Genomic DNA, 25790 nt, shown 5'->3' with positions numbered 1-25790 from the left:
TTTGCCTCATGCGTCGTTATTTATCTGAATAGTGGACTCTGAAAAATCATGAAAGTCGAATACCCACGTATCTTCGAAATCCGCAAACCGCAGGGATTCGTGCCAGCAGTTCAGCGTTGGTCGGTAACATTCCCCGAGACCTCCTCGGCGATTCACGTCGCGTTCTTTGCCGTTCAGGGAGACAGCGAAGGCGAAATTCGAGCGTCGGGATTTTTCGATTGGGCATCAAGTGCGATGGCTGAGCAGTTCGGTCCAATCTCAATAGATTATTCTCAGTTTACTGACGTAGCAGGCAAACTCAACAAGGTCATTGTTGCATACTGGGTCACATCATCTGAGTACGATGCCTGGTGCCAACGGCAAGTGCATAGAGGTTGGTGGGAGTCGGACGCGCGTCTGAGCGGTGCTTGTGGTTTCTGGCGCGAGATGCTTACCGTTCCCATTGAAAGATTCGAGTCAATCTATTGGCAAGACTATCCTGCAGCCCTGAGTAAGGCGTTGCCGATCGAGCCGACACCATACTGCGGGTACTTCGGTGCGATGAGGGATCGGATTCCGGTCGCCGCGTGCGACCCATTGGTTTCCAGTGATCCAACAGCGCTTTCTCGATCGGCCCAAGAGCGAACGACAAAGGGAAAACGATGGCTGATCCATCCTCCTCACAATCTGGCCATGATCCGATCCGCCAGCTCTTGGGGACGCTGCGACGATGAACAGAAAGCGGACTACGATCAGAATCTTCGTATGCCGTTGGCAAAAGGCATGGATTTCCTTCGGACCAACCCGGAAGAAACGGGATGCTGCATGCTGCGCTTTCAGCAAACACTGGATACCAGTGGCGATGTTGTTCCCGAAACGCATGCGCACGGCTACTTCCTGAGCCTGAAGCAAATGGAAGAGTGGGCGGAGAGCCATGCATCTCATATGGCGATATTTGGTGCCGCGATAGCTAGGTACAAGAAGTATGGGGCCTCGAATCAGTTGCGAACTTGGCACGAGGTTTACGTACTGCCTGCCCACGGGCAGCGTTTTGAATACATCAACTGTCACGAAGAAACCGGCTTGCTGTCTTGGTTTACGGGAACGGTACTGTAACCAGGCGAGAACGGAGAACGGAACGTTAGAGCGGCAGTCGGGGCGTAGGTACATAGAAAATTCGGAAAATTTGCGTACGGGCGCCCCCGTTCAAGTGACTAACGTCAGGAACGACTAATACCCGTCCATGTTTGGCGGGAATCCCATCTTCTCATTGAGGTAAACATGGTGACTGCGATCGCTCAATCAGGATATCTAACGAAATCAGAGACTAGAAAAGTTATCATCGCTTCATCCGTTGGAGCGATAATAGAATATTACGACTTTTTTTTGTACGGATCGTTGGCCAACATCATCGCCAAGCAATTCTTCTCAGGTCTGGACTCGACGTCGGCATTTATTTTTGCTCTCCTTGCATTTGCGGCCGGTTTTATCGTCAGACCACTAGGGGCGATTCTTTTCGGCAGATTGGGTGACATGATCGGTAGGAAATATACGTTCATGATCACGCTGTTGCTGATTGGTGGTGCAACTTTTGGTGCCGGGCTGCTACCGAACTTCGCTGCCATCGGAATGACCGCGCCGGCGATTCTTATCACGCTGCGACTGGTGCAGGGCCTCGCGTTGGGTGGGGAATACGGCGGGGCAGCGACCTACGTCGCCGAGCATTCTCCTGCAAGCAAGCGCGGGGCTCACACTGCATGGATTCAAACAACCGCCACACTCGGATTTTTGCTCTCGCTGGCTATAATTCTGAGTGTGCGCTCGATGATGACAAACGAACAGTTCGAAATGTGGGGGTGGAGAGTTCCATTTCTGATTTCAGTGCTTCTTCTTGTTATTTCTATCTATATTCGTGTCTCGATGAAGGAATCGCCTGTCTTTTTGCATCTGAAAAAGACGGAATCGGTTAGTAAGGCACCTGTTCGTGAAGCATTTGGAGAATGGAAGAATCTTCGCGTGGTGCTGATCTGTCTGTTCGGACTATGTGCTGGGCAATCTATCGTCTGGTACACGAGTCAGTTCTATGCATTGTTCTTTCTAACGCAAACTCTTCGAGTGGATCCTGCGCAGGCTAACTGGTTGTTTGCCGTCGCGCTTGTGTTGAGCATGCCTTTGTTCATCGTTTGTGGTGCGCTTTCTGACAAAATAGGTAGAAAATGGATGATCATGTTTGGAGTTCTAGCTGCGGCGGCAAGCTATAACCCGCTGTTCAGGGCCCTGACACATTATGCCAATCCTGCGCTCGAGTACGCTCAATCGCACTCGTCGATTGTCCTCACTGCAGATCCGAAAGGATGTTCGTTCCAGGGAAACCCAGTCGCACGCGAGGTCGACTTTAGAACACCTTGTGACATTGCGAGGCGCGTACTGGCGCAGAGCGCGGCTAGCTATTCTGTTGAGCCCGCACCGGCGGGAGCAACAGTGAGCGTTCGAATTGGCAAGCAGGTTATTTCGTCGGTAGAGGGGTACAGAACTCCCGATGGGCAGACGTTCGACCACGAAAGTAAGCGTCGAATCGAGCAATTCCGAGACGATGTCAAATTGGCGATGAAGCAAGCCGGCTACCCCACATCTGCTGACTCGTCCAGAATTAATGCTCCCATGGTTGTCTTGATCTTGCTTGTGTTTATGGCCTTCGTTGCGCTTACATACGGACCGCTTGCCGCGCTGCTTGTAGAAATGTTCCCACCCAGAATTCGTTATACCTCGATGTCGTTGCCGTACCACATCGGCGCTGGGTGGTTTGGCGGGCTGTTACCGACAATATCATTTGCTCTTGTTGCGCAACAGGGGAATATTTATGCTGGTCTTGTTTACCCGATCGCAGGCTCAATCATGACTCTTATCATTGGCTCCATTTTCCTGAAAGATACAAAGGCAACCAGAGCTGCCGCGTAATAAAGCAAAGTGCGAGGTCTAGGCGCAGCCGGTGAAATTGAGCCGAGGAAAACCGGACGACGCGATTGATCTGTCGTCCGGGTTGAATGTGTATATAGACATATCGTTGCGCAGTGAATCATCTCGAGTCTCTGCTGGACGGAGCCCAGCAGGGCGATGACGAGGCCCACGCGGAAACGATGGTGAGGCGAGTCGCGATCGCGCCAGCTCTCTGACTGATGGCAGCTTCACGCAGGATGTTGAAGTCCTTCAGAATTGCTAATCGCGCCCATAGATTCGAGCGCGGCATGCCGAAACCAGATGCACGGCCCATGCCGGATGCAAGTTCTTTGAGGTGCATGCCAATCACTGCAGCCAGATTGCCGGGCAGGCCCGGTCATTCTTTACCGCGCTCTACGACAACGAACGCGAGGCCGCGGAATTGAATGCAGACGAACGGCAGTGGCTCCGTCAGCGCCAGACCAAACCGGTGTGCGACGCACTCCATGAATGGCTGGTGACGCAGCGCAAACCCGTGGCGGAGGGCTCGGCGATCATGAGTAGCGAAGGGACGAACCTGAAGTTGAAGATGGTTGTTGCCGAGATTCGTCACTTGACAGCGTTGCTTGGAGTTAGCAAGGGCGCGATATCTACAGATAGGGCGCATAACCGATGCGATCAAGCGTTTGTTATCCGATACTGGCAGACCAGCCGTCCTTCCCGCAAGCATTGTTCGCTTGTGGGCCTTCCCGTCGCTTCGGAGAAGTAGGCCGCGATTGCCCGACATACACACGGCGTTTCGCGTACCGCGCTCGCAACCGGACAACTAAAGTTACGAACAACGATTGCATCGTCTTCTGCTATGACCTCCGTTTGTGCACCGAGCGCATCGACGATTGCCATCGCGTTCGCAAGATTAGTATCAAAGTCGGCCGATACGGGCTGCTTGGCCTCGCGGGCGAGCCGTCGACCCGTTTCCGTAAGAATTTCCTCAAGTTGGGTGTCGTTGAGACGGTGTCGAAGCGTCGCAAGAAGGCTGAGCAGAAACGCCGGATAGGCACGCGATGCGACATCTTCACTACCGGGCGCAGCCTCGTAGACGGTAGCGGGTTTCCCTGGCGTTCCGGTTTGCAGTGGTTTGCGTCGCCGCACCAGTCCTTCTGCTTCCAGTTGCTTCAACTGCACGTTGATCGCCGTTCGCGTCACGCTAAGTTGTTCACAAAGTTGCTCGACAGTCAGAGGTTCTCGTTGCAGCGCGCGCAAGACTTCGTTCTTCGTAGTCACGGGAAAAGGGTGCGGATCACCTTGGGGAGCTGTCGATTATAGCCTCGTGGCAAGTGCTACTATTAACAATATTGACACACCTAATTGTCATTATTGTAGATATGGTCTAGACTTCGGTCGCTGTCCCCGTCAAACCCACCCCAAAGAGTCCCCGATGAAAACATCCGTACTTGGGCCATCGTTAGCCCTCCTGCTTGGTTTCACGTTGGCGCACGTTGCGACGGCGCAGACGTCGCAATCACCCCCCGTGCAGAAGTCCACGCCGACGCAGTTGGTCGATGCATTGAACGGCGTCTTCGGCAAACATGCGGGTGCGCGTGCGGTACACGCGAAGGGTATTGTGCTGGACGGACGGTTCACACCGAGCGCCGCGGCACCCACGGTGAGTAAAGCCGTACATTTCCAGACCGCGGTTCCCGTAATCGTCCGATTTTCGGACTTCGCCGGCATTCCGGACATTGCAGACAATCACCCATTGGCGTCGCCTCGTGGATTCGCGATCAAGTTCAAGTTGCCCGACGGGAGCGACAGCGATATCGTGGCGCATTCGTTCAACGGCTTCCCGTCCGCGACTGCGGACGATTTTCGCGACCTGCTGATTGCGATCGGGACAAGCGGCGAGAATGTGCCGAAACCCACGCCTCTGGATTCCTATCTCGGGAATCATCCGGTAGCGAAGGCGTTTCTCACTGCACCGAAACCGTTCCCGAATAGCTACGCGACGCTGCCATATTTCGGTGTAAACACGTTCCGCTTCATCGACTCGAAAGGTGCCGTCACGTACGGGCGCTATCAATTTCTTCCGGTGGACGGCGAGCACTACCTATCCGACTCGCAAGCAGCTAAGGTGGCGCCCAACTATCTTCAGTCAGAAATCCGCGAGCGCGTGTCGCGTGGCCCCATCCGGCTCCGGCTGGTGCTGCAGGTCGCTCAATCTGGCGACAAGCTCGACGATCCGTCCGTAGCATGGACGGGACCCCACCGTACCGTCGAACTCGGCACGATCTCGATCGATAAGGTGGTAACAGACAGCGCGGCGGCCGAGCGCCGGCTGCTATTCCTGCCGAACGCGCTGCCACCCGGTATCGAAGTCGAGGATCCTATGATTACTGCACGTTCCACGGCTTATCCTATTTCGTTTGCGCGCCGCCAGCAGTAGAGGTGGAAGGGAGGTAACGCCCAGAGCTTGTCACGCCACCCCGTCTACAGGTGACCTCATCATGGATATCGCACTCGTACCGAACAATTCGCTCATTACGCCCACGGCAGAAGAGGGGCGGCAACTGGCAATCAAGATGGCCAGGCTGGTCATCAAGGCAACGCAACCGGATGAAGCCGTCCGCGAAAAGCTGCGAGACGTTTACGCTAATGACCCCGGCATGCTGCTTCAGGTCGGGAACATCGTGGCGCTCGAATTCGCCACCATTGCTGCAGCGAACAATTATTGGCGTAAGTAAGCGGTTCGAAACGAAACACGGGTGCGCCGGCGATCCGTCGCTGGCGTGCCGCTATGAAGCCACTTTTCCCAAGGAGAAATTCTCATGCCGATGCTTAAATTCGACCTCATTCAAGGCCGCACCGACGAACAGGTACGAACTCTTCTAGACGCAGCGCATCAAGCCATGGTCCAAGCGTTCGACGTACCGGTAACCGACCGATACCAAAGCGTGACGCAGCATCGCCCCGGCGAGTTGGTCATCGAAGATACGGGTCTCGGCTATCCGCGCTCCAAAGACGTCGTATTGCTGACGGCGGTGAGCCGGAAGCGCACGGAGGCGCAGAAGATCGAGTTTTATCGGCTCCTGGTCGAGAATCTGCATACGAAGTGCGGCATCTCGCCCGACGATGTGATCGTCTCGATCGTCGAAAACGGCGATGCCGACTGGTCTTTCGGCCACGGGCGGGCACAGTTCATTACCGGCGAACTGACTTAAGTGTTTTGTTTGGCGCGCTGTGTGACGGAGACTGAGGATACGTCGATGCAGTATTGTGCACCGCCCGGCAGATACTGCGGGCAGTGCACATCCCGCGCTGGATTGTCCTATCAAAGAGGACACTTTGTTGAACGATCAACAGCTTCCGTAGGAACCGGTAGCCCTCTAGACTGCCGTTTTGGTTTGCTGCGTCAGCAACGAGCGGCAAGCTTCATGGAGGTCGATGATGATGAAGAATATTTTGACGTTGGTGACGACGCTGGCCGCATCGTTTCCAGTGGTGGCAAGCGATAACGTGCATTTGTCCGCGCACGGCAATGCGGTGCGTTATCCGACCGCATATCGAACGATGAAGGTGGGCGGCCTTGACATCTTCTATCGAGAAGCGGGGCCGCGCGATGCGCCGACGATATTGTTGCTGCACGGCTTTCCGTCGTCGTCGCGCATGTTCGAGCCGCTCTTCGCACGGCTGTCGGACCGATATCACCTCATTGCACCGGACTACCCGGGTTTCGGCCATAGCGCCGCACCTTCGCCGAAGGATTTTGCCTATACCTTCGATCACATTGCCTCGGTCACCAATGACTTCGTTGAAGCGCTTGGCCTGACGCATTATGTGCTGTACATGCAGGACTACGGTGGTCCCGTCGGTTTCCGGCTGGCGATCGCGCATCCAGAGCGGGTTGCCGGGTTGGTAGTGCAGAATGCGGTCGCGCACGAGGACGGGCTCGGCCCGCTTTGGGAGAAGCGCCGGGCGTTCTGGGCTGACCGAAAGGCAAACGAAGCAGCACTACAGAGCAACTTCTTTTCACTGGACGCAACGAAACAGCGCCATGTGGGGTCGACGCCGAATCCTGAACGTTACGACCCGGATCTATGGACCGACGAATACGCGTTTCTGAATCGGCCGGGGCAGAAAGAAATCCAGACGGACCTCTTCTACGATTACCGGACGAACGTCGCGTCGTATCCGGCATGGCAGGAGTGGATGAGGAAAACGCAGCCGCCGACGCTTGTCGTTTGGGGGCGCTACGACCCGTCATTCCAGGTTGCAGAGGCAACGGCCTACGCTCGAGATATTCCGAAGGCCGAGATTCGTGTGGTCGATGCCGGTCACTTCGCGCTGGACGAGCAGCCGGACGCGATTGCTGCACGCGTTCACGACTTCATGCAGCGCCTTCCGCGGCGTTGAATTGTTCGAATCCAACGTAGGCTGAGACAGCGCGATGCTTTCGCGTCGCGCAACGAGGCAGAGTCTAATAGCCGATCATGACGATTGGCGAAAACAACACGAACGTGTCCATCCGCGAGAGGAGAGAAATGCATGAGTAAAGTTCCTTTGACCATCGGTGTCGACCATATCGGATTGACCGTCCAGGATCTTGCGGTCACACGAGACTTTTTTATCGAGTGTCTCGGCTGGCGGCAGGTCGGTGAGCGTCCGGAGTATCCCGCCGTTTTTGTATCGGACGGCGCCGTGACGCTGACGCTGTGGGAAGTCAAAAACCGCTCATCGCTTGTTGAATTCGATCGCAAGTCGAATATTGGACTTCACCACCTAGCGCTTCGCCTAGGGAGTGAAGAGGGCCTTAACGAACTCTTTTCGAAAGTATCGGAATGGCCTGGTGTGAGAGTGGAGTTTTCACCCGAAGCGCTTGGAGCTGGGCCGAAGCGCCATGCAATGGTGTATGAGCCAGGCGGAATTCGATTGGAGTTCGACTACGACCCACGTCTGGCCCAGTGAATTTCCGGTCCGAACGAACGTTGCTCGTCTCGAGCAACGTCGATCGGGCCGACACTGTCATTCGTGGGGAAGGGCTTCATTGCTCGATTGGTCTGCTCTGTTTTGTAGAGCCATGCACTGGATAGCGAGTCACCGCCGACGAAACGAGTCTCCTGCGATCCCACACTGCGAGCGCAGGAGTTGACCGGTTATCTAGTGGTCAATTCAGTGCCTCTGCCGGGCCGAAGAACTCGTACCGGCAACGTTCGTCGGGCTGCCCCAGGTCGCGCGGCGTTCGTTTCACAAAACTCATGAACGGTTTCGGGCCGAGAAAATACGCGTCGTACGCTTCGTCAACCGGGAGCCATTGATGCAACTGATCCGCTGTCGGGCGGCCGGTTGCGTCGGGTACGCGGTTACCGTTCGAATCGACTTGCTCGTAGACGATGTACGACTGAAACTTCGGGTAACGCGAGGCCCACTTGTCAAGCAAGTCGCCAAAGGCTTGGACCTGTTCATTCCTGGCGTAGTGAATGAAAACAACGGGTCGCTCAGATGCCAGAGCCGCCTCGGCAATCGCTACAGTCGGTGTAATACCCACTCCACCGCTGATCAGGACCACGGGTCCGTTGCCTTCCTGAAGGGTGAACTCACCCGCGGGCGGGAACAGATCTACGATAGTGCCTTCCAGTACGTGGTCGTGCAAATAGTTCGACACTTTTCCGCCCTGTTCTCGTTTGACACTGATGCGGTATCCGAGCCCATTCGGCGCAGCGGACAACGAGTAATTTCGACGGACTTCTTCGCCGTCGATGATTAGGCGTAGTCCGATGTACTGCCCGGGAATGAAGGCCGCGACGGGCTCGCCATCAACGGGCTCCAAGTAAAACGAACTGATTTCCACACTTTCTACCACCTTGCGCACAACGCGGAACTGACGAGGACCGCGCCATCCGCCCGGTACTTTCGCGAATCCGTCGTAGACACTCTGCTCCGCAGCGATGAGAAGATCTGCGAGTTGCTGATATGCAGCGCCCCAAGCCTCGATCACGGCGCTCGTGGCGATTTCCGGGCCAAGTACTTCACCAATTGCCCGCAGCAGACAAGCGCCGACGATCGGGTAGTGCTCGGGCTGCACTTGCAGCGTTACGTGCTTGTTCACGATCTGTGTTGCAAGCGAGCCCAGCGCTTCAAGCTGGTCGATGTGTCGGGCATACTGCAATACCCCATTGGCTAACGCGCGCTGCTGCACCCCGCTCGCCTGGTGCGCTTGATTGAACAAGGGACGTACTTCCGGGTGTTCGCTGAGAAGCAGCTTGTAAAAATGAACAGTAAGTGCTTCTCCACCAGTTTCAAGTAGAGGGACGGTCGATTTGATGATATCGCGTTGCGCGTTGGTCAGCATGAGATAGATGCTCTTCGAGGGGCCAGTTTCGAGCGCGATTTTCTGCGCAATTGAAATCGTTGGCCAAGGTTGGGGCGGACGGGGGGCGCGCATGTCTTGGCAACGTGCGTGGAGCCTTTGGAACGATAGGCGAGTGGAGGCCGTCCGTAAAATTCCAATTGATGATGCGCGGCTTCACTATCAGTGATGTCACGGTTCCTCCACGCCGAATTGCGGGAAGACGAGGTGCGCGTGGATTCGCGTGGGGGCGTCGGTGCTTACGACGGCCTTGTCGATGCAGCAGCGGGCGTCCCGCCGAAATAGGTGCGGCAGGTTTTATCGGAGACAAGTGGCATCGTGCTTGTTGTACGGTTTCTTTTGGAGAGGGCGAATTGATCGGTACGTGTCGCGTCGCTTAGCATGCGTCAGCACCACCTGCCACAATTGTCCCTGCCGTGAACGGAAAAATCCCGCGCAACAATGCAGGTAATATTTCCACATCAGATAGAAACGGCGATCATAACGATCCTTTAGCGTCGGCCACGCTTGCTCGAAGCGTTCCCACCAAGCCATGAGTGTGCGGTCGTAGTCTCGTCCGAAATTGTGCCAGTCTTCGATGATGAACCACGGCTCGACGGCGGCGGTGAGTTGATACGCAGACGGCAGTTTGCCGTTGGGGAAGATGTAGCGGTCAATCCACGGATCCGTGCCCGCACTTGTTTTAGCCAGGCCGATCGAGTGGAGCAGGAAGATGCCTTCCGGCTCGAGAAGCCGATGGACGGTGCCGAAATACGCATCGTAGTTCTTCGGTCCGACGTGCTCGAACATGCCGACCGAGACGATTTTGTCGAAGCGTCCGTCCAGATCCCTGTAGTCGTGCAGCACTAAATTGACTGGAAATCCCTTGCACCGTTCCCGAGCCAGTGTCAGCTGCTCCTTCGATACCGTAACGCCGGTTACCTTGACGCCATAGTGCTCGGCGGCGAAACGGGCAAGACCTCCCCAACCACAACCAATATCGAGCAACGTTTCACCGGGTTGTAGCTCGAGTTTGTCGCAAATCATCCTGAGCTTGTCGACCTGTGCTTCCTCTAGGTCAGCGGCATTGCCCCAGTAACCGCACGAATAGATCATGCGACTGTCTAGCATTGCAGAGAAGACTTCATTTCCGGCGTCATAATGCTGTTCTCCGACCTGGAATGCGCGTCTGGCTGACTGCAGGTTGAACAGCTTATGACGCAAATGTTGTGCGATGACGTGCACCTTGGCCAGGCCGCTGGCTGCCTCGTCTATGTCCATCTCCAATAGCCTGGTGAACAGCTCATCAAGCTGGTCGCAATCCCACAGTCCGTCCATGAAGCTCTCCCCCAGCCCCAGCGACCAACTGGATAGTATGCGGCCGTAGACCTCGCGATCGAATACCTGAATGTCCCACGGCCTGCTTCCGTTGATCTCGATGTCGGCAGCTGCGAGTAACCTCACGAGAATGGAGGGTGCACTGTGTTCAGGACGACCGTTGGGCTTGGGAAAACTTTCGCGTTGCATGGATGAAATGATCAACGAGTATGGGAGGGACCGACGCCGATGGCGAGAATGGCTGCAAGGATCAGGGTGCCGGTTGCGGTAAGGAGTGACCCAGAAAACGAATGACTGCTGGCGTACAACGCATTGGCAGCCAATGGCCCGATGATTTGTCCGATCCCGTAAGCGGCTGTCATACCGGCGAGCATATTGAAACGTACCGCATGCGCTACGCGCCGCGCCGCCGGCATCGCAATGGTCACCGTTCCCATGAAGGTGCCTCCTACGAGCAATGCGCTCGCAAGATAGGACGGCGCCGAATGATTCAGAGCGGGCAGCGCAACACCAACCGCTTGTACAACCAGATTGGCTACAAGACTCAAACGGGTGCCGTATCGGACGTGAAGCGCATGCCAGAGGAAGCACGACGGAACGGCGCCCAAACCAAAGACGGCCCATACCTGGATCGGGTTCACCGAGCCCAGTGCCCCTTTGATGAGGAGGGGAAGATACGTTGCGGTGATGATGTATCCGAATCCGGCAAGGCCGTAGATCGCAATGAGCCGCACTGCGGCCAGTATGGAGCTATTGCCGCCGTGGTCGTGGTCACTCCCGCGGCCGAAATGCGGCTCAGGATTTGGTTTGGCTTTCAGCGAGGGGATGGCGGCGATCAATAGGATCAAACTGCTAGCCGCGAGCACTACCCATGTCATCGAGCTATCCAGTCCGAGGGCATGGGCGACCGCAATCAGTTCGGCAGAAAGCGCGATACCAGCGCCGACTCCTGCATACATCAAAGGTGCGCCGTGGGCATGTCCAATGTGCTGCAGTAACCAGAGCGACGCAGCGATCATCGAAATCGCGCTCACGATACCGGCTAATCCTCGGATTGAGACAATAGCCCATGGAGCATGAATCCACGCCAACGCACCCATGCAAATGATGCTGGCAACCGCAGTCACGATGGAAAGGATGCGCGCGTCAGAGGGTCTGGCACGCGCGACCAGGAGTGCACCCGCCAGATAACCAGCGTAGTTTGCGGAAGCCGCCAAGGTTCCGCTGTGAACGGTCAGGATTCCATCGTTGATCATCAGCGGATAAAGGCCGGTAAAGGCGAAGCGCCCGAAACCCATCCCGATGGCCAGTACTGCCGCGGCGGCGAGCGATGGGCCGATGGCATAACGCCAGTGGGCGAACGGGGTTTTCGCTCGATCGTTTCCGTGATGCAGCCGAGATGTGGATCCATTTTTAACGTTTTGCATTTGGCGTAGGTGATGTTGAGCGCTGCGGTATGCCCTCGATCGCGAGCCGCCGACACCTGATCGAACAATTCGTCTGGAGCGAGCGTGTCACCGGGTCAAGTCCCGAAAAGCAGTGCTTCACAATTTGAGAATGAAGTAACTATACCATTCTCCGTGAGAGAATGTCGTATCCGACGACATTCGTTGAGCGATGGGCCGCCAGAGCATGGGATAGCAGAGGCGCAGTTCGTTCTCTGCTTCCAAGCGAGATCGAACTCCAGCTCACGAGAGCACGACGAAGAAGCGGGTTCTAGGGCGATAGCAGAGCTGCAGGGTTGGTGCGGTGCCTAGCGACGGCCGACGATTTAGCGTTGTCGCTGGCAAACGTGCTGAAAGGTTGACTGCAGTACCCGCTCGCAGTTGTACCCTGGCCATCCCGGGGGAAGGGAGCGTTCGCTGATTTAGTGCGTGCTTTGCCAAGATGCTTAGCACGACCCGTGAAGCCAATCTGAGCGGCCGGCAATGCAACCGGGCGGCCATTGTTCTTGCCGGGACCGCGTGGTGTCGGAATGGCACTGTCGAGAAATCTATCTCGGCAAGTTTCATGGGCCGAGGCGCGAGACTGGGCCGGCCGACACAAGCCTCAGGTCGGCTGATTTATTTGTGGGGCCTGTGTCATCGCCCTCAACGCCAAACGCTGAGGTGTAGCGGTGAGGGTTTGGAGTTGACCCTGTAGTTCCGGACACAGCGTCACACTAAGGTTGCTGAATCCATCGAGCGCCGGAAGTCGCGAGGCGAGCGGTATTTCAGCGCGCTATGGGGATGCCTTTCGTTGCAACGCTCGAATGCGATGGTCAGGTTGCGCGCAGCAGTTGCTGCGTCCGGCTTCGGCATGAAGGCAACGTAGTCGCGCTTCATCGTCTTCACGAAGCTCTCGGCCATCCCGTACTTTGCTGGCTGCACACCGGCGTGGTCAATGGCTTCAGGCCAATGGCCGCTGCGAACCGGCGCGTATCGTCGGCCGTATAGCCCGAACCGTTGTCGCTCAGTCACTCGATTTCGGACGGGGTATGCAGTTCGCTGCCAAACCGTTTTTCCACTGCGGCCAGCATCACGTCGCGCACGATGTCGCCGCTGTGGCCTGCCGTCGTGGCCGCCCAGCTCATCGCCTCACGATCACAGCAATCCAGCGCGAACGTTACGCGCAGCGGCTCGCCATTGTCGCAGCGGAACTCGAAGCCGTCCGAGCACCATCGCTGATTGCTGCGCTCGACTGCCACCTTGCCGTCGTGTCGACGTTGGGGGCGATGCGGAATCGGTCGGCGCTGCATCAGCAACCCGTGTGTGCGCATGACGCGATCGAGGCGCTTGGCATTGAACGGCACTAGCCCAACCGCGACGCGCTCGTTGCGCAATATGCCCCAAACCCGGCGATATCGACGTTGAAGCAACCGCAACAAAGTTGGTGGTACGGCCGCATGCAGGATACGGGGGAGCTTGCGGTCCGCACGCGAATTGTACGGACCGCCTTCACGCGACTGCAAAAGTCCGGACTACTGTAATTGATCCAAACGTGATGTCAGCCGCGGGCGCGCTGCAATTCCGCAACGAGCGTGCTCACCAATTCACCGGCAGGCAGTTCACGGGCCAACGGCGCACCTTGGCCAGCCCAATGCGCAGCGAATTCGTGATTGCCGAGTTTGGCCGCGGCCGCATGCAGGCGTTTCGCCGCATCATAGGCGACCGGATAGTCGGCGGGCAGGGGGCTGCCGATTGCCTCGCCATGCGCGATCAGACGGTTGACCATGCCCCGCGCCGGACGACCCGACAGAGCAGTCGTCAGCCGAGTTGTCTTGGCCCGCGCGCTTTTCAGGTTTTGCCGGTAATTTTCGTTTGCCGCAGACTCCGGACATAGAATGAATGCGGTGCCGAGCTGCGCCGCGGCTGCGCCGAGATCCAGAGCGGCCTTGATGCCTTGCCCATCCATGATCCCGCCGGCGGCAATGACTGGCAGCTTTGTCTGGTGAGCCAGGATGCGAACGAGCACTGCGGTGCTCAGGCCCTCGTCCACGGCGTCGGTATCGAACGTCCCGCGGTGACCGCCAGCTTCAATTCCTTGCGCGACGATTGCATCGACGCCGGCCTGCTCAACATCAGCGGCTTCTGCTTCGTTGGTGACGCTTGCGATCGTGAAGATGCCTGCGTTGCGCAGCGCGTCGATATGCTCAGCAGCCGGAAGTCCGAAGTGAAAGCTGACGACGGCCGGGCGTTGTTCAAGCAGCATATTGAACGTTTCGTCATCCCCGACAAAGGTCTTATAGATTTCGTCGAGAGAAGGCGGCACATCGATTCCGCTCTCCGAAAACAGCGGTGCGAGATGCCGCAGCCATGCGGCTTCGCGAGTTGCATCGCGCTTGGCGGCCCTGTGGCAGAACACGTTTACGTTGAATGGCCGGTTCGTCAGCGCCCGTGTCTCTTCAATCATCTGCCGCGCTTGCGCGGTCGTGCTCGCACCGAGGCCGAGCGAGCCTAGCCCGCCGGCATTCGATACTGCCGCTGCGAGTCGAGGGGTGGCCACGCCAGCCATCGGCGCCTGGATGATCGGATGCTCGATGCCGAGCCGAGCGGTGAAGTCGCTGGACAAGCTCATGTAAATCTCCTTGCGAAGTATGTGCAGGGGGTCGTGATGAAATCCTGAATTTAGAATATAATCTGTCATTCATTCGTTAATAGAGAATAGCATGGATCTAGAGTCGCTGAAGATTTTCTGCGTTGTTGCAGCGGAACTCAGCATCACGCGCGCCGCCGCGCGTTTGGGGCGGGTACAGTCCAATGTAACGACACGCATTCAGCAGCTCGAAGCGGACGTAGGCGTCGAATTGTTTGTCCGCACGGGAAAACGGATGAGCCTTTCCACGGCTGGTGAGCGCTTTCTCGCCTATGCGCAGCGATTCCTGGCACTCGAGGAGGAAGCGCGTCACGTTGTGACGGGCGGGCTCGACGGAGGCGCTTTGCGCATCGGATGCATGGAAAGCACCGCAGCCAGTCGTTTACCGACGCTGCTAGCCGGATATCACACTCGTTATCCGGCCACCCGCCTCGAAATTACGACCGGTCCATCGCGACAATTGCTGGAGCAGGTCCGCACCGGGCGCTTGGATTGCGCATTCCTTGCACTACCCCCTGGCGTCGGAGACGATGACGTCGCGCTCGAGGAGATGGGGTTGTCGGCCAGAAACGTATGGCGGGAAGAGTTGCTGTTGTTGCTGCCTCCGAGTGAGTCGCAGGTGCGTCGCGCAACGGACGTCCGGACTCGTTCTTTGGCCGCGTTCTCGCAGGGTTGTACATATCGCGCTATCGCAGAAGAGCGGCTGGGAATCGCCGACACGACCGACTGGAACGTGCAGGAGATGGGCTCCTATCACGCAATGATTGCGTGTGTGTCTGCCGGTGCGTGTGTCGCATTGTTGCCCCAGAGTGTCCTTGAGCTTGTCAAGGCGCCCCCGGCTCTCAAGACGCTGCCTGCAGGCTATGCGGAGACCTGCCTGATTTGGCGCAGCGAGTACGATGTGCCGGCGTTCCAGAATCTTGTCAGTCAGTTACGAAGAATCTGAGAGCCGATCGGAACATCCTCGCCGCGCGACATCTGGCTTCCGCGGGCATTCTGCCCCCGGTAGAGCAGTGATAGGCCCAAAATTAGAGGCCCGGCCAAGTTCGGCCGGGCCATCTCGATTAGCTTCCGTCCGGTACGCACGTGAAGTTTTGAGCTTGGCTGGGATCGCCCGTCCCGTTGTATTTCGGGTAGCTTCCAAGCTGACAGATCGGCCGCGACAGCGTGATGTCTCCCGACGGATCTGCGTTGTGCGCGGTCAGCTCATTAGGAACCACGCCTTTTTCCACCCAATTGCGCAATTGCCCGATCATGTCCGCCTGCACGGGGCCTTTCATCGTTGGTCCCGTGTACCCGCAATGGCCCACGCCGGGGAAAAGCCGCATCTGCGTGTTGCCGCCGGCCGACCCAGCCAATGATGCGATCTTCTTGAACCAGTTGGCTGTGGCGTCAACGGACAGCGCTGCGTCGTCAGTACCCTGATAGAAGAGCACTTTTTTCCCTTTCTTGAGGAACGCAGCTACTGCGGCCGGGTCCACCTCAAGATGATACGGTGTGGCAGCCGTCACGAGCCGTTGCCAGTCGGTGTCGAGATTGAATGCGGCAGGATCATACGTGATTCCCTTGTACACGACGTACTTGGCGATCGCGGCACCGACCGAGGCCATTGCCTGGTACATGTTCATGCCGTTGTAGCCCAGTTGCTGGGGCCCGAAATCGAGCTTCCACGCGACGGTCGTGCCATCGGCGAGAACCATATCCGAGTAGAGCGCCTTGATTGCCTTCAACTGGTCCGGCGACCAACTGGAGACGGTAGTCGGATCGAACTTGCACGCCGACGGGTTGCTGACGATGCCGTCGCTCACCCCGTCCAGCGCGTCGCACTGGGAGATGTAGGCGGCATTGATCTTCGTCCAGTCGTCATTGGACATCGCCGTTGACGCGACCTGGGACTCCGCGCGGATTAGAAAACCAAGGAAAGGCAGCGCAGGCGCCTGAGAGATCACACCATCGTAATTGTCCGGATACGTGCCCGCTGCAACGGCTGCTTCGACACCTCCCCGCGAACAACCGACGAAATACTTGTAGGACGGGTCCTTCTTGTAATATCTGCTGACCAGCGCCCTACCGAATGTGTAGGTGTCGCCAATGGCGCCATAAGCATAGTCGGTGAGAGCCAGATTGTCGGTCAATCCGGCGCCGGTGCCGGTCGGGTCGGTCCGCCCGCCATTGGATGCGATGAAGACGGCTCCGTCTTGCAACGGCTGGCGGCTATTCCATAATCCGTTTCCATTCGGCAGGCTCCCGTCGAGGCCGCCCCCACCGCCGTGAATGAGGTCGCCGGTCCATACGGTCGGCAGATAAGCCTCCATCTGGAAACCATTTGTATTGCCGTTTGCGTTCGCTACCACTGAGCAATATTCCGGTGTGACGCCGCTGGCTGCGACGATAGACGCGGAAGTGACGGTGGCCGGACCGAACGAGGCCCCGACCAATCCCGAGCAGGCCGACTTCTGTGCTGTGATCGGGAACGACGAAGATGCGGAATCGCCCCCGCATCCCGATACAACGAGCGCGGCCAATACGCCCGCAGAAGCTAGCGAAAACGATACGTAATCCTTAGAGTTCATATTTCAACCCTCCATAGACTTCTGTTCGTCAATTAATGGAAGACGCAGGGCGCGTTGGGCGTGGTCGGGTTGCCGGCGCGATTCGGTGTGCGGCAATGACGTTTAGATTGTCTTTGTCACTGTCCGCATTCATGGTTGCCAGCCGAAATAAAAAGGTGAAATTCTTTGTTTAGATTCGTTCCATCTCGGCCTGTGATGGACGCTGATGCGGGATGCGGCCTGGGCGGCGCGGGTGCGCTACGTCGCACGAGCGCACATGTGATGGCGATTTAGCGATCGCGATGACTACGCGCTGACACGCAGCGCGATACGGAAAGGGCGCTATGAGAGACGTGGCACGGCTGGTACCCGACAGACTGCGGACATCACGAGTGGCCGTGCGACTCGATACGGGGCGGAAGGTCTGGATCGCAGAGCGAGGGCGGGGGGGCGGTGCTACTGTGCGTCGGCCACATCGAGACTGCAACGAAATCAATGCGTTCAGGGCGCGACGCTGGGCTGTGCCGAGAGCCATCTCAGGCGTTCGCTGAGACGCCGTTTCCAGTCGGCAGCAAGGCCTGGTGCGTCGGCTACCGCCGCAAGGTCTTCAAGTGAAGGGCGATGAGCCAGTTGCACTTCCCAGAAACGGTTGATGGAGACCACGTCCGTGTGGCGTTCGAGAAGCGTCATTCGATTGCCCGCTCGAACGATGCCGGGGTTAATGACGCGATAGTACCAACCAGTGACGTGAGTCTTGACTATAAAGGCAGACATCTCGTCGACGCCGAACCGGTGATTGATCTTCCAGCAGGGGCTGCGTGGCTGTGAAACCTGCAACACTGCGGTACCGACAACGAAGACGTCACCAATATGGACGTTCTGCTCCGACAGCCCGGACGCAGAAATATTCTCTCCCAGACTGCCGGGAACCAACGCGCTCATCCGAGACGGGAACGCTTCTGCCAATCGTGCGTAGTTTTCGGCAGCAAACTGGTGGATCGCCTTTTCAGGGCCACCGTGCACTCTTGAGTCAGCATGCTCGTCTCCGGCAATGCCGTCGACTTCGATGGCTGCATAGTCGTCGATTCGCCGTTTGAAAATCCCGCTTGCGTGTCCTTCGACATCGAGAACGCCCAGTCCTCCAGCAAACAAGCCTTCGATTGTCGCGCCAAGTGTCATGGTCAAGGGGGGAGGCTATTAGGTGTTTACGCGACTGTGCCGCAGCTATGTGACCTAGTAAAGTGATGATAAGAGATGAAATCCATCACTCGCAATGATGACTAGGTGATCCCATGGAACTACGTCATTTGAAAATTTTTTGCGCGGTTGCCGAGTACGGCAGCTTTACTGCCGCTGCCATGAAGGTGCACACGGTCCAGTCCAATGTCACCATGCGAGTGAAGGAGCTCGAGGTGGAGCTCAATCAGCAGTTATTTGTTCGCAACAAGAGTGGTGTCTTGCTGACGTCCGCCGGACGCACTTTTTTAGGGTACGCACGTCGTATCCTTCAGTTGGCGGACGAAAGCCGCACTGCGATGCTGGACACCGCGACGCCCTCTGGCCAGCTTCGTCTTGGGTCGATGGAAACGACGGCTGCGATACGTCTGCCGCAAGTGCTGACCAAATACCGAGAAAGGTATCCGCAGGTACAGTTGTCGCTCGTAACGGGTACGACAGTCGAGTTGATCAAGGCTATCCAGAATCATGAGCTTGACGGTGCATTCGTGGGTGGCATCCATCTGAATTCCGCGCTGGTTCAACAGGAAGTGTTCGAGGAAGAACTCGTCCTGGTCAGCAGCTCGGCGATCGATTCTCTTGAGATGCTGATCGATACGATGACCGCCCAGACTGTGCTTGTCTTTCGCACGGGCTGCTTCTATCGGTCAACGCTCGAGAACTGGTTCTATCACGCGGGCCTGATGGCTAAGGAGATTCTCGAGTTGGGCACCCTGGATGGCATTCTTTCGTGCGTGGCCGCGGGCATGGGCGTTACGTTGTTACCCAAGACCATTGTTGAGCGCTACGGCTCAAGGATGGCAATCAAATACCACCGCTTGCCGACCGAGTTCGCCATCGTCAAGACAGTCTTCATTCGTAGAAACGATACGGTAGTGACGCCAGCATTGGCCGCATTCGTCGACCTAGCTCGCTGTCAGCTGACACCCCTGGACGAGGACGTCAAAACCGGTCTTGACGAATGCATTTCTTCCGCGCGTGCGACCCCCGACGTGATAGAGACCGGAATCTATTAACCTTCAATGAACCGCCAGCCGACCTACGGCTGGCGGTGCCGATTACGCGGCTCCGCTTGCGACGACAAGTTGCCGCACCAGTGTGGACGGCGACTCGTCGCCGATCTCTTCGCTTACACTTTCCCGGCCAACGGCTGTGCGCGGAAGCCCTTCGACGAGTTCGGCGACGCGTTCGGCTGCCGGGATGACAGCGCTGATCTTGCCAACACCTTGCCCAGCATAGAGCGAGAGTTTCTGTGCCATGCGTGGCTTGTCGATGGCGCGGGCGCCGCCTCCGATGAAGCGAAGCAGGTTCCACTTGTCGTGATTGGGGATCACCCGATGCGGCGTACCATACTTCCATCCGAACGAGTAGCCCGTCCGATATTCGGTATCGTCGACTGTGGAGTCGACGATTTTTTGTTTGTAGAGCGGATGTGCGTTCGACTCCTCTGTCGCGACGAATGCGGTACCGACAAGCACTCCGGAAGCCCCAAGGCCCATCGCGGCGGCTACATCGGCGCGATTCACGATTCCCCCAGCAGCAAGGACGGGACGACCTTGAGCGACCTCGACCATGGAAGGCAGCAGAGAAAGCAGCCCGATGGTCCCACGATTCAGGTGACCACCACTCTCGCTGCCTTGTGCGACCACGATGTCCGCTCCGCGCTGAATGGCCAGTCGGGCGAGCTGAGTCGACCCTACCTGTACCATAACTACCATGCCTGCATCTTTTGCACGGGGGATCATATCGGCAGCATAGTCCTCGGCGTAGAACAGTGAGAGCAACCTGGGTCGTTCCTCAAGAATGACCCTGAACTGCGCCTCGAATACGTCCGGACCGCCGAAGGACGGAACGAGATTGACACCGAACGGCCGCTCGGTCATCTCGCGAGTCTCGCGAATCCATTGGCGCAACACGCGCGGCGGCAATCGAAGTCCGCCGAGCGTGCCCATGCCGCCGGCATTGGCCACCGCTGCGACCAGCTTTGGGCCCGATATCGCGGCCATGCCTGCAAGAAAGATCGGGTATTGCGCACCGCACAAGTCAGTCACACTGTTTCCGATAAACCTGTTGTCAATGTTGCGCATGATTTCAAAGCTCCACGTGTTTGCCCAGCATGCGTTTCAGTACATCGTTCCGGATAGCGAAGTGATTCTTGAGTGCGCCGAAGATATGCAGCGCCAGACCAGCGAAAAAGAGTGTCGAACCGAGTCTTAACAGAAACTCGAAGACACGATGCGCTTGTGGATTGGGGCTCAGGACCGCCGGTAGCGACAGTCCCCAGGGGAGAGGCATTGCCGTGCCCGCAGTCGACCACGACAGCCAAACGGCGATGGGCAGCAATACCATTGCTAACGCGAGTGCGACCGCAACCGACCTGCTGATGATTACTTCGACTGGATTCGGTGTGCCCAGAGGTAGCGGATGAAAGGAGGTTATCCTCGCCCAGAATCGATAAATGGATACCAGAAAAAGCAGCACGCCCAGAAGGTTGCGAATCCCGATCAAATCCACTGCCGGTGGAGAGTCGGCCGGGAAAGAGGCGATGATGCTCAACGCAATGATTGAAAAAAGCAACGATGCGACTAACCAATGTATTACCACGGTGAGAGGTGAGAAGCCGAGGCCGTTGTCTCGCAATTGCATGTTTGTCTCCTTGGATGGTGTCCGGGATGGAAAGCTGCGCTAGTGATTCGTTGCGCCGGCTGCCCCGAGCCCCGTTTGTGCCCGAACGAACTGCTCCTCGAAGCTGGCGCGCTCCTTGGCTGCACGAGGACTGCGGTCCGTAACGGAGCCCAACCAAGTGAAGAAGAACGCGATGCTCATCGAGATTGCGGCTGGATAATCGTATGGAAAAATCGCATGCGGGTTGCCCAGCACCTTGACCCAGACAGCAGGAGACAGAACGACGAGCGCAACCGAACTCGCCAGTCCTGCAAGGCCGCCAACCAGCGCACCTCGAGTAGTCAGTCCTTTCCAGTACATGGAGAGCGCGAGGATCGGGAAATTCACGGAAGCGGCGATCGTGAACGCGAGAGCGACGAGAAACGCGATGTTTTGCCCCTTGAACAAGATGCCCAAGACTACAGCTACGACACCGATACAAGCCGCTGCGATTTTCGAGACTCGGCGTTCCGCGGCCTGAGACGCGCGGTTCTTTTTGAATACCGTTACGTAAAGGTCATGTGAAATGGCGGACGTGCCGGCCATCGTCAGCCCCGCCACAACTGCGAGAATGGTCGCGAAAGCGACTGCTGACAGGAAGCCCAGAAAGATATCGCCACCAAGTGCCTTGGCCAGATACATCACCGGCATATTGTTGCCGCCGATCAGTTTCCCACCAAGACGACCAGCCTCGTAGAAGGCGGGATTTCCGCCTACGATCACGATTGCGGCAAGGCCCAGAATCACAATCACGAGGAAGAAGAAGCCGATCAGCCCGGTCGCGACAAAGATGGATTTCCGCGCTTCACGTGCATCACGAACCGTAAAAAATCGCATTAGAATGTGAGGCAATCCCGCCGTGCCGAATACCAACGCAAACGAGAGGGAGAGCATGGCGATCGGATCCGACACATGCTTGCTCGGCAGCAGGATGCTTGCGCCGCTTGCATGCGTTGCCACGGCGCTCTCCAACAGGGCGTTAAAGGAGAAACCAAACTGACTGAGCGCGAGGATTGCCAGGAACGTTCCGCCGAAGAGCATCAAAGTCGCCTTGATGATCTGAACCCATGTCGTAGCGACCATGCCGCCGAAGGTGACATAAACTGCCATCAGCAGTCCGACGCAAATTACCGCGTAGTTGTACGGCAAACCGAACAACAATTCGATGAGCTGGCCTGCACCGACCATCTGGACTACGAGGTAGAAGCAAACGACGGTCAGCGAGCCTACCGCTGTCAGAGAGCGGATTCGATTCTGATCGAGGCGATAGGATGCGATGTCCGAAATCGTGACACGCCCGAGGTTCCGGATCCGTTCCGCAAAAAGGAACAGTAGTAACGGCCATGCGATGAAAAAGCTGACCACGTAGATCATGCCGTCGTAGCCGTTGAAGAAGATCATGCTGGTCACGCCGAGCAAGGCCGCAGCGGACATGTAGTCGCCCGCCAGCGCGAGACCATTCTGAAATCCAGTTATGCCGCCTCCTGCGGTGTAGAAGTCATCCATCGACCGCGTTTTTGACGATGCCCACCAAGTAATGCACAGCGTCGCCACTGCGAACAGCAGAAACATGATGACCGCGGAGATGTTGATTTCATGCGCTTTGTCACCGTGCACTGTTTCAAGTGCTGCATGACTGGTGGTAGACAAGCAAAGGATGCTTGCCGTAAGGAGCAGCTGCCGCGTGCGCTTCATTCCTGTTCTCCTGCCAGAAGCCGTTGGGTCATTCCATCGAACTCACCATTGGCACGATGGACGTATAACCCGGTGAGAAGCCAAGTCCCGACGATCAGTGCTACGCCGATGACCCAACCGATACTCACGATGCTCGTGCTGGCCACCTTGACGGCGAGGAGATGGGGGGCGTATGTGGCGACAAGAATGAACGCGTAGTACGGGATGATCGTCAGCGCAGTGAGGCCGGCGACGAATCGTCTGCGACGTCTGACGAGATTGTCAAACAGCGGGGCCATTGCGACCCAGGAATGTGCGGTTGTGTCCATTCGTCTGTCTCCGTTTGAGTGAGTGTTGGTGCGCCACACATCCCGTGAGTGTCGGCTGGCATGCGACGATAGGTCTGTGTCGTTTAGACGATATGTCGGTCATTTTTCAGCATCAAATAACGATTCGTGATGCGGGCTATCGTTTTTGATGAAGTACCGGCCGATTGGGGATCGAGACGGGAGATGACCTTTTTGAAGTAGGGTAATCGAGGAGGTTGAGACGAACTGGGCAGACCGGCCTGGGGACGATTCACTATTAGTGAAGTCATCCATCATCAATCGTTGTTTTACAGTGGGCGACGCAGCACCTATCGTCGAAAAAAGTTGCTAGAAGTACGCAACTGATCGTTCAGCTGACGCAGAGCCCAAACGCCTCCATCTTTCAGGAGGCGAACACCGCTGCTGCTTGGTCTTTCCAGGCTCCGTCATGTGGAAGATGCGTTGGCACCAGCGTGGCAGGCGAGAGGAGTGCGGCCATCTACTCGGTAATCTTCCGATTCATTGGTCGGCGAAAACGTCCTATTAAAACAGCAGCTTGATGGAGGAGTACCGATGTTTGCATTGAAAAGAGCGCTGATGTGCTCGTTGGTTGTTGCAGGCCTGGGCGTCGCTGCCTCGGGTTATGCCGTCGAGAAATCGGTTAGTTTCACGGTCGACGGTCAGAAGATTTCCGGGACTCTCGAACTTCCCGACAATGTGCAAAGTCCCCCCATCCTGCTGATGCTGCATGGTTTTACCGCCAGTCGTAACGAGTGGGCGTCGTCTGCAGTCAAAGAGGGATTGTTTGCGCGATGCGCGAAGGTGTTATCCAAGAAAGGCGTGGCGAGTCTGCGAATCGATTTTCGTGGCAGCGGCCAGAGCGAGGGCAAGTTCGAAGACATGACCGTGGACAGCGAAATCAAAGACGCGTTGGCGACTCTAGATTCTCTGTCGTCGCGGCACGACATCGATGGCCAGCGGATCTCCGTTGTGGGCATGAGTCTCGGTGGTGCGGTGGCCACCGCAGTGGCCGGTCGGACGACGCACCCGCTCAAATCGGTCGTACTGTGGAATCCCGGCATCAATTTGCCGGCTGCATTTACGTCCATCTATGGCGAAGACGTTATGAAGGCCGGATTGAATAGCGGTGACCAGGCGCTTTCGGTGACCATGAAAGGGGGCGGGAAGACCGTCAAGTTGAAGTCGGCTTTCTTCAAAAGCCTCTATACGTTCGTTCCGGCTGCGGAGATCGAGAACTATCGCGGCCCGCTGCTCCTTGCTGTAGGGACGAAGGATACGATCGTGTTTCCGCAACCAACCTCGGCCGAAGGACTTCTTCGGTATCACACGGGACCGCACACGCTCTGGGCAAAGCCTGTTGACCACGGATTTGATGTCGAGAAGAATGCTGCGACGGTCGACGCGCTTATCGAAGAGACGTCGGACTTCGTAGTGGCGCATTCAAAGTAGGACAAGAGCCGCTGGATTCGGTGGTTGGGTAGTCCGTTGATACCGTCGTCCCAAGCCTTTGGGCGTCGACTCGTTGGCTGCGGGAATGGTCTGGCGGCTTCCCAACCTCAGCAGCCCTATCTTCGATGGCGATCGTATCTGTCGCGGTCGATTGGTCGCCGCCGATATTGTCTGTTCTCGTGCACCTGATATCAGTAGAGCCTGCGTCGAGAACTATGGCGGCGGCGCGACGGCGGCACTTCAGGATGTGCTGAACCCAGCATGTCGCCGCTTAGCGGCGCCGCATTGTGTTCATAGCGATGAGGAAGTGCAGCGGGCTCCGTGGTGCGCGGTTGCACGTCTTCGTGCAGTCGTTTGAAAAAGCAACGCGACACGCTCTGGCGATAATCTCGGCCGAGCACAGCAAAGTGTTCGCCGGCCCATATGTCAGGTCACATACTGTATCGACATCGTGGGATTCGCGACGCACATGCAGGTTGGGATGATTGGCAACACGCCGATTTCGGTGTCGATGGCATGGCACGGCTTCTGCGGCTAAAAGAAAAGAGCCGGTTCGACGGCATGCGGGCGGGCGATGAGCGGCTCTCTAGCCGGCCAGAAGTCGACGATGAAGCGCCGGCCGTAGAGCGTCGGAAGGGAAAGGGGGCTGAGTTTGCAATGCCGCCCGCGAAATAAGCGGACCGGTGCGCCGACTGCTAGAGATTCCCCTGATGGCAGGCAAACGGAAGGTCGGCGCCCACCGGCCTCGTTCATTGAGAGCGTGCAAGTTACTGCTGCGGAGCTCTAGTACAACATCCCGTAAATTGCTGTGCCGCGCTCGATTGCGCGCGCCACGCTCTCGTCGAGCGTCGGCGTGAGCCGCCCCTGCGGTTCCTGCGCTTCGCAAGCCAACGCAATCAATTGCAGTCACGTTTCCTGCGCAATGCGCGGTGGACGGCCACTGCGCTCACCTTCCCGAATGCCCGGTGCGCCTTGCCACGCAATGCGCTTGCGCCACGTGCTGACCGTCTGTACCGATACACCGAGCTCTCGCGCAATCACGGTATTCGGGTGTCTCTCATGCGCCCACAACGCAATCCGAGCCCGCGTCACATCCCGCTGCGGGGCCGTCCTCCGTGCGATCAGCGACAGGAGTTTCTCTTTTTATTTCTTTGTCAGCATCACTGAGCTTGCATGACGGCCTCGGCTCATCCTGGCATGATAACTGAGGCGTTT

22 protein-coding genes and 2 pseudogenes are annotated in these 25790 nt (G+C 57.2%); 11 read left to right on the top strand and 13 right to left on the bottom strand.

The window, feature by feature from the left end:
* Positions 1 to 48: 48 nt before the first annotated feature.
* From AC1Z3W_RS29770 to AC1Z3W_RS29760, 3 genes and pseudogenes are all read left to right on the top strand, one after another.
* Complete coding sequence (locus tag AC1Z3W_RS29770; protein ID WP_483509109.1) at positions 49 to 1095, top strand: phenylacetaldoxime dehydratase family protein; 1047 nt, start codon at positions 49 to 51, stop codon at positions 1093 to 1095.
* A 165-nt stretch (positions 1096 to 1260) separates the two neighbouring features.
* Positions 1261 to 2937: an MFS transporter gene (locus AC1Z3W_RS29765; protein ID WP_483509108.1), complete on the top strand. Its 1677-nt coding sequence runs from the start codon at positions 1261 to 1263 to the stop codon at positions 2935 to 2937.
* Positions 2938 to 3229: 292 nt separating this feature from the next.
* Positions 3230 to 3499 (top strand): annotated as a pseudogene (locus AC1Z3W_RS29760) (IS66 family transposase); the annotation flags it as partial.
* A 95-nt stretch (positions 3500 to 3594) separates the two neighbouring features.
* Here the strand turns inward: AC1Z3W_RS29760 and AC1Z3W_RS29755 are convergent.
* Complete coding sequence (locus AC1Z3W_RS29755; RefSeq protein ID WP_483509106.1) at positions 3595 to 4200, bottom strand: helix-turn-helix transcriptional regulator; 606 nt, start codon at positions 4198 to 4200, stop codon at positions 3595 to 3597.
* Between the two features lie 154 nt (positions 4201 to 4354).
* On the opposite strand from AC1Z3W_RS29755, the gene AC1Z3W_RS29750 reads away from it, so the two are divergent.
* The 5 genes from AC1Z3W_RS29750 (at position 4355) to AC1Z3W_RS29730 (ending at position 7878) form a co-directional block, all read left to right on the top strand.
* Positions 4355 to 5359 (top strand): catalase family peroxidase, encoded by a 1005-nt coding sequence (locus tag AC1Z3W_RS29750; RefSeq protein WP_483509105.1) that lies wholly within the window; start codon positions 4355 to 4357, stop codon positions 5357 to 5359.
* 61 nt (positions 5360 to 5420) lie between these two features.
* Complete coding sequence (locus AC1Z3W_RS29745) at positions 5421 to 5657, top strand: hexameric tyrosine-coordinated heme protein (RefSeq protein ID WP_483509104.1); 237 nt, start codon at positions 5421 to 5423, stop codon at positions 5655 to 5657.
* Positions 5658 to 5741: 84 nt separating this feature from the next.
* On the top strand, positions 5742 to 6134 hold the full coding sequence (locus AC1Z3W_RS29740; RefSeq protein ID WP_483509103.1) for a tautomerase family protein: 393 nt from the start codon (positions 5742 to 5744) through the stop codon (positions 6132 to 6134).
* Positions 6135 to 6483: 349 nt separating this feature from the next.
* Positions 6484 to 7326 carry an alpha/beta fold hydrolase gene (locus tag AC1Z3W_RS29735; protein ID WP_483509619.1) on the top strand — a complete coding sequence of 281 codons (843 nt, stop codon included), beginning with the start codon at positions 6484 to 6486 and terminating at the stop codon, positions 7324 to 7326.
* A gap of 132 nt (positions 7327 to 7458) precedes the next feature.
* A complete protein-coding gene (locus tag AC1Z3W_RS29730) occupies positions 7459 to 7878 on the top strand; it encodes a VOC family protein (protein WP_483509102.1) in 420 nt (139 codons plus the stop codon).
* Between the two features lie 199 nt (positions 7879 to 8077).
* Here AC1Z3W_RS29730 and hmpA read toward each other — a convergent pair whose 3' ends face one another.
* The 5 genes and pseudogenes from hmpA to AC1Z3W_RS29705 form a co-directional block, all read right to left on the bottom strand.
* Entirely contained in the window at positions 8078 to 9262 is a 1185-nt protein-coding gene (gene hmpA / locus AC1Z3W_RS29725; RefSeq protein WP_483509100.1) for an NO-inducible flavohemoprotein, read from the bottom strand.
* 315 nt (positions 9263 to 9577) lie between these two features.
* Complete coding sequence (gene cfa / locus AC1Z3W_RS29720) at positions 9578 to 10786, bottom strand: cyclopropane fatty acyl phospholipid synthase (protein ID WP_483509099.1); 1209 nt, start codon at positions 10784 to 10786, stop codon at positions 9578 to 9580.
* Positions 10787 to 10797: 11 nt separating this feature from the next.
* Positions 10798 to 12024, bottom strand: a complete 1227-nt coding sequence (locus AC1Z3W_RS29715) for a YbfB/YjiJ family MFS transporter (protein WP_483509098.1) — start codon at positions 12022 to 12024, stop codon at positions 10798 to 10800.
* A 729-nt stretch (positions 12025 to 12753) separates the two neighbouring features.
* A pseudogene (locus tag AC1Z3W_RS29710) lies at positions 12754 to 13439 on the bottom strand (DDE-type integrase/transposase/recombinase); the annotation flags it as partial.
* Between the two features lie 143 nt (positions 13440 to 13582).
* A complete protein-coding gene (locus AC1Z3W_RS29705; RefSeq protein WP_483509097.1) occupies positions 13583 to 14653 on the bottom strand; it encodes an NAD(P)H-dependent flavin oxidoreductase in 1071 nt (356 codons plus the stop codon).
* A 91-nt stretch (positions 14654 to 14744) separates the two neighbouring features.
* On the opposite strand from AC1Z3W_RS29705, the gene AC1Z3W_RS29700 reads away from it, so the two are divergent.
* A complete protein-coding gene (locus AC1Z3W_RS29700; RefSeq protein ID WP_483509096.1) occupies positions 14745 to 15617 on the top strand; it encodes a LysR substrate-binding domain-containing protein in 873 nt (290 codons plus the stop codon).
* Positions 15618 to 15735: 118 nt separating this feature from the next.
* Here AC1Z3W_RS29700 and AC1Z3W_RS29695 read toward each other — a convergent pair whose 3' ends face one another.
* Entirely contained in the window at positions 15736 to 17244 is a 1509-nt protein-coding gene (locus tag AC1Z3W_RS29695) for a tannase/feruloyl esterase family alpha/beta hydrolase (protein ID WP_483509095.1), read from the bottom strand.
* A gap of 480 nt (positions 17245 to 17724) precedes the next feature.
* Positions 17725 to 18402 carry an MOSC domain-containing protein gene (locus tag AC1Z3W_RS29690; RefSeq protein ID WP_483509617.1) on the bottom strand — a complete coding sequence of 226 codons (678 nt, stop codon included), beginning with the start codon at positions 18400 to 18402 and terminating at the stop codon, positions 17725 to 17727.
* A 113-nt stretch (positions 18403 to 18515) separates the two neighbouring features.
* Here AC1Z3W_RS29690 and AC1Z3W_RS29685 point away from each other — a divergent pair, with 113 nt between their 5' ends.
* Positions 18516 to 19475 (top strand): LysR substrate-binding domain-containing protein, encoded by a 960-nt coding sequence (locus AC1Z3W_RS29685; protein ID WP_483509094.1) that lies wholly within the window; start codon positions 18516 to 18518, stop codon positions 19473 to 19475.
* A gap of 42 nt (positions 19476 to 19517) precedes the next feature.
* On the opposite strand, the gene AC1Z3W_RS29680 is transcribed toward AC1Z3W_RS29685, so the two are convergent.
* From AC1Z3W_RS29680 to AC1Z3W_RS29665, 4 genes are read right to left on the bottom strand one after another with little or no spacing between them, the layout of a single operon-like run.
* The gene (locus AC1Z3W_RS29680) at positions 19518 to 20546 is read right to left on the bottom strand and encodes an NAD(P)H-dependent flavin oxidoreductase (protein ID WP_483509093.1); all 1029 of its coding nucleotides are present in this window, start codon (positions 20544 to 20546) and stop codon (positions 19518 to 19520) included.
* Positions 20547 to 20550: 4 nt separating this feature from the next.
* On the bottom strand, positions 20551 to 21105 hold the full coding sequence (locus AC1Z3W_RS29675) for a cytochrome b (RefSeq protein WP_483509091.1): 555 nt from the start codon (positions 21103 to 21105) through the stop codon (positions 20551 to 20553).
* Between the two features lie 39 nt (positions 21106 to 21144).
* Entirely contained in the window at positions 21145 to 22818 is a 1674-nt protein-coding gene (actP, locus tag AC1Z3W_RS29670; RefSeq protein WP_483509090.1) for a cation/acetate symporter ActP, read from the bottom strand.
* Positions 22815 to 23126: a DUF485 domain-containing protein gene (locus AC1Z3W_RS29665; RefSeq protein ID WP_483509088.1), complete on the bottom strand. Its 312-nt coding sequence runs from the start codon at positions 23124 to 23126 to the stop codon at positions 22815 to 22817. Before AC1Z3W_RS29665 ends, actP begins: the two co-directional genes overlap by 4 nt.
* 552 nt (positions 23127 to 23678) lie before the next feature.
* Between AC1Z3W_RS29665 and AC1Z3W_RS29660 the strand changes: the two genes are divergently transcribed.
* Complete coding sequence (locus AC1Z3W_RS29660; RefSeq protein ID WP_483509087.1) at positions 23679 to 24575, top strand: alpha/beta hydrolase family protein; 897 nt, start codon at positions 23679 to 23681, stop codon at positions 24573 to 24575.
* Between the two features lie 906 nt (positions 24576 to 25481).
* Here AC1Z3W_RS29660 and AC1Z3W_RS29655 read toward each other — a convergent pair.
* Positions 25482 to 25667: a helix-turn-helix domain-containing protein gene (locus AC1Z3W_RS29655; RefSeq protein WP_483509086.1), complete on the bottom strand. Its 186-nt coding sequence runs from the start codon at positions 25665 to 25667 to the stop codon at positions 25482 to 25484.
* Between the last annotated feature and the right edge of the window lie 123 nt (positions 25668 to 25790).

This window comes from Burkholderia sp. 10_S31, from assembly GCF_056930375.1.
Note: the sequence above shows the minus strand (reverse complement) of the source record. Positions and strands in the feature narration are given on the sequence as shown.

Excerpts from the sequence above, each read along its gene's own strand:
- AC1Z3W_RS29770 (WP_483509109.1), top strand. The coding sequence starts at position 49 with ATGAAAGTCGAATACCCACGTATCTTCGAAATCCGCAAACCGCAGGGA.
- AC1Z3W_RS29765 (WP_483509108.1), top strand. The coding sequence starts at position 1,261 with ATGGTGACTGCGATCGCTCAATCAGGATATCTAACGAAATCAGAGACT.
- AC1Z3W_RS29750 (WP_483509105.1), top strand. The coding sequence starts at position 4,355 with ATGAAAACATCCGTACTTGGGCCATCGTTAGCCCTCCTGCTTGGTTTC.
- AC1Z3W_RS29745 (WP_483509104.1), top strand. The coding sequence starts at position 5,421 with ATGGATATCGCACTCGTACCGAACAATTCGCTCATTACGCCCACGGCA.
- AC1Z3W_RS29740 (WP_483509103.1), top strand. The coding sequence starts at position 5,742 with ATGCCGATGCTTAAATTCGACCTCATTCAAGGCCGCACCGACGAACAG.
- AC1Z3W_RS29735 (WP_483509619.1), top strand. The coding sequence starts at position 6,484 with ATGAAGGTGGGCGGCCTTGACATCTTCTATCGAGAAGCGGGGCCGCGC.
- AC1Z3W_RS29730 (WP_483509102.1), top strand. The coding sequence starts at position 7,459 with ATGAGTAAAGTTCCTTTGACCATCGGTGTCGACCATATCGGATTGACC.
- hmpA (WP_483509100.1), bottom strand. The coding sequence starts at position 9,262 with ATGCTGACCAACGCGCAACGCGATATCATCAAATCGACCGTCCCTCTA.
- cfa (WP_483509099.1), bottom strand. The coding sequence starts at position 10,786 with ATGCAACGCGAAAGTTTTCCCAAGCCCAACGGTCGTCCTGAACACAGT.
- AC1Z3W_RS29715 (WP_483509098.1), bottom strand. The coding sequence starts at position 12,024 with ATGCAAAACGTTAAAAATGGATCCACATCTCGGCTGCATCACGGAAAC.
- AC1Z3W_RS29705 (WP_483509097.1), bottom strand. The coding sequence starts at position 14,653 with ATGAGCTTGTCCAGCGACTTCACCGCTCGGCTCGGCATCGAGCATCCG.
- AC1Z3W_RS29700 (WP_483509096.1), top strand. The coding sequence starts at position 14,745 with ATGGATCTAGAGTCGCTGAAGATTTTCTGCGTTGTTGCAGCGGAACTC.
- AC1Z3W_RS29695 (WP_483509095.1), bottom strand. The coding sequence starts at position 17,244 with ATGAACTCTAAGGATTACGTATCGTTTTCGCTAGCTTCTGCGGGCGTA.
- AC1Z3W_RS29690 (WP_483509617.1), bottom strand. The coding sequence starts at position 18,402 with ATGACACTTGGCGCGACAATCGAAGGCTTGTTTGCTGGAGGACTGGGC.
- AC1Z3W_RS29685 (WP_483509094.1), top strand. The coding sequence starts at position 18,516 with ATGGAACTACGTCATTTGAAAATTTTTTGCGCGGTTGCCGAGTACGGC.
- AC1Z3W_RS29680 (WP_483509093.1), bottom strand. The coding sequence starts at position 20,546 with ATGCGCAACATTGACAACAGGTTTATCGGAAACAGTGTGACTGACTTG.
- AC1Z3W_RS29675 (WP_483509091.1), bottom strand. The coding sequence starts at position 21,105 with ATGCAATTGCGAGACAACGGCCTCGGCTTCTCACCTCTCACCGTGGTA.
- actP (WP_483509090.1), bottom strand. The coding sequence starts at position 22,818 with ATGAAGCGCACGCGGCAGCTGCTCCTTACGGCAAGCATCCTTTGCTTG.
- AC1Z3W_RS29665 (WP_483509088.1), bottom strand. The coding sequence starts at position 23,126 with ATGGACACAACCGCACATTCCTGGGTCGCAATGGCCCCGCTGTTTGAC.
- AC1Z3W_RS29660 (WP_483509087.1), top strand. The coding sequence starts at position 23,679 with ATGTTTGCATTGAAAAGAGCGCTGATGTGCTCGTTGGTTGTTGCAGGC.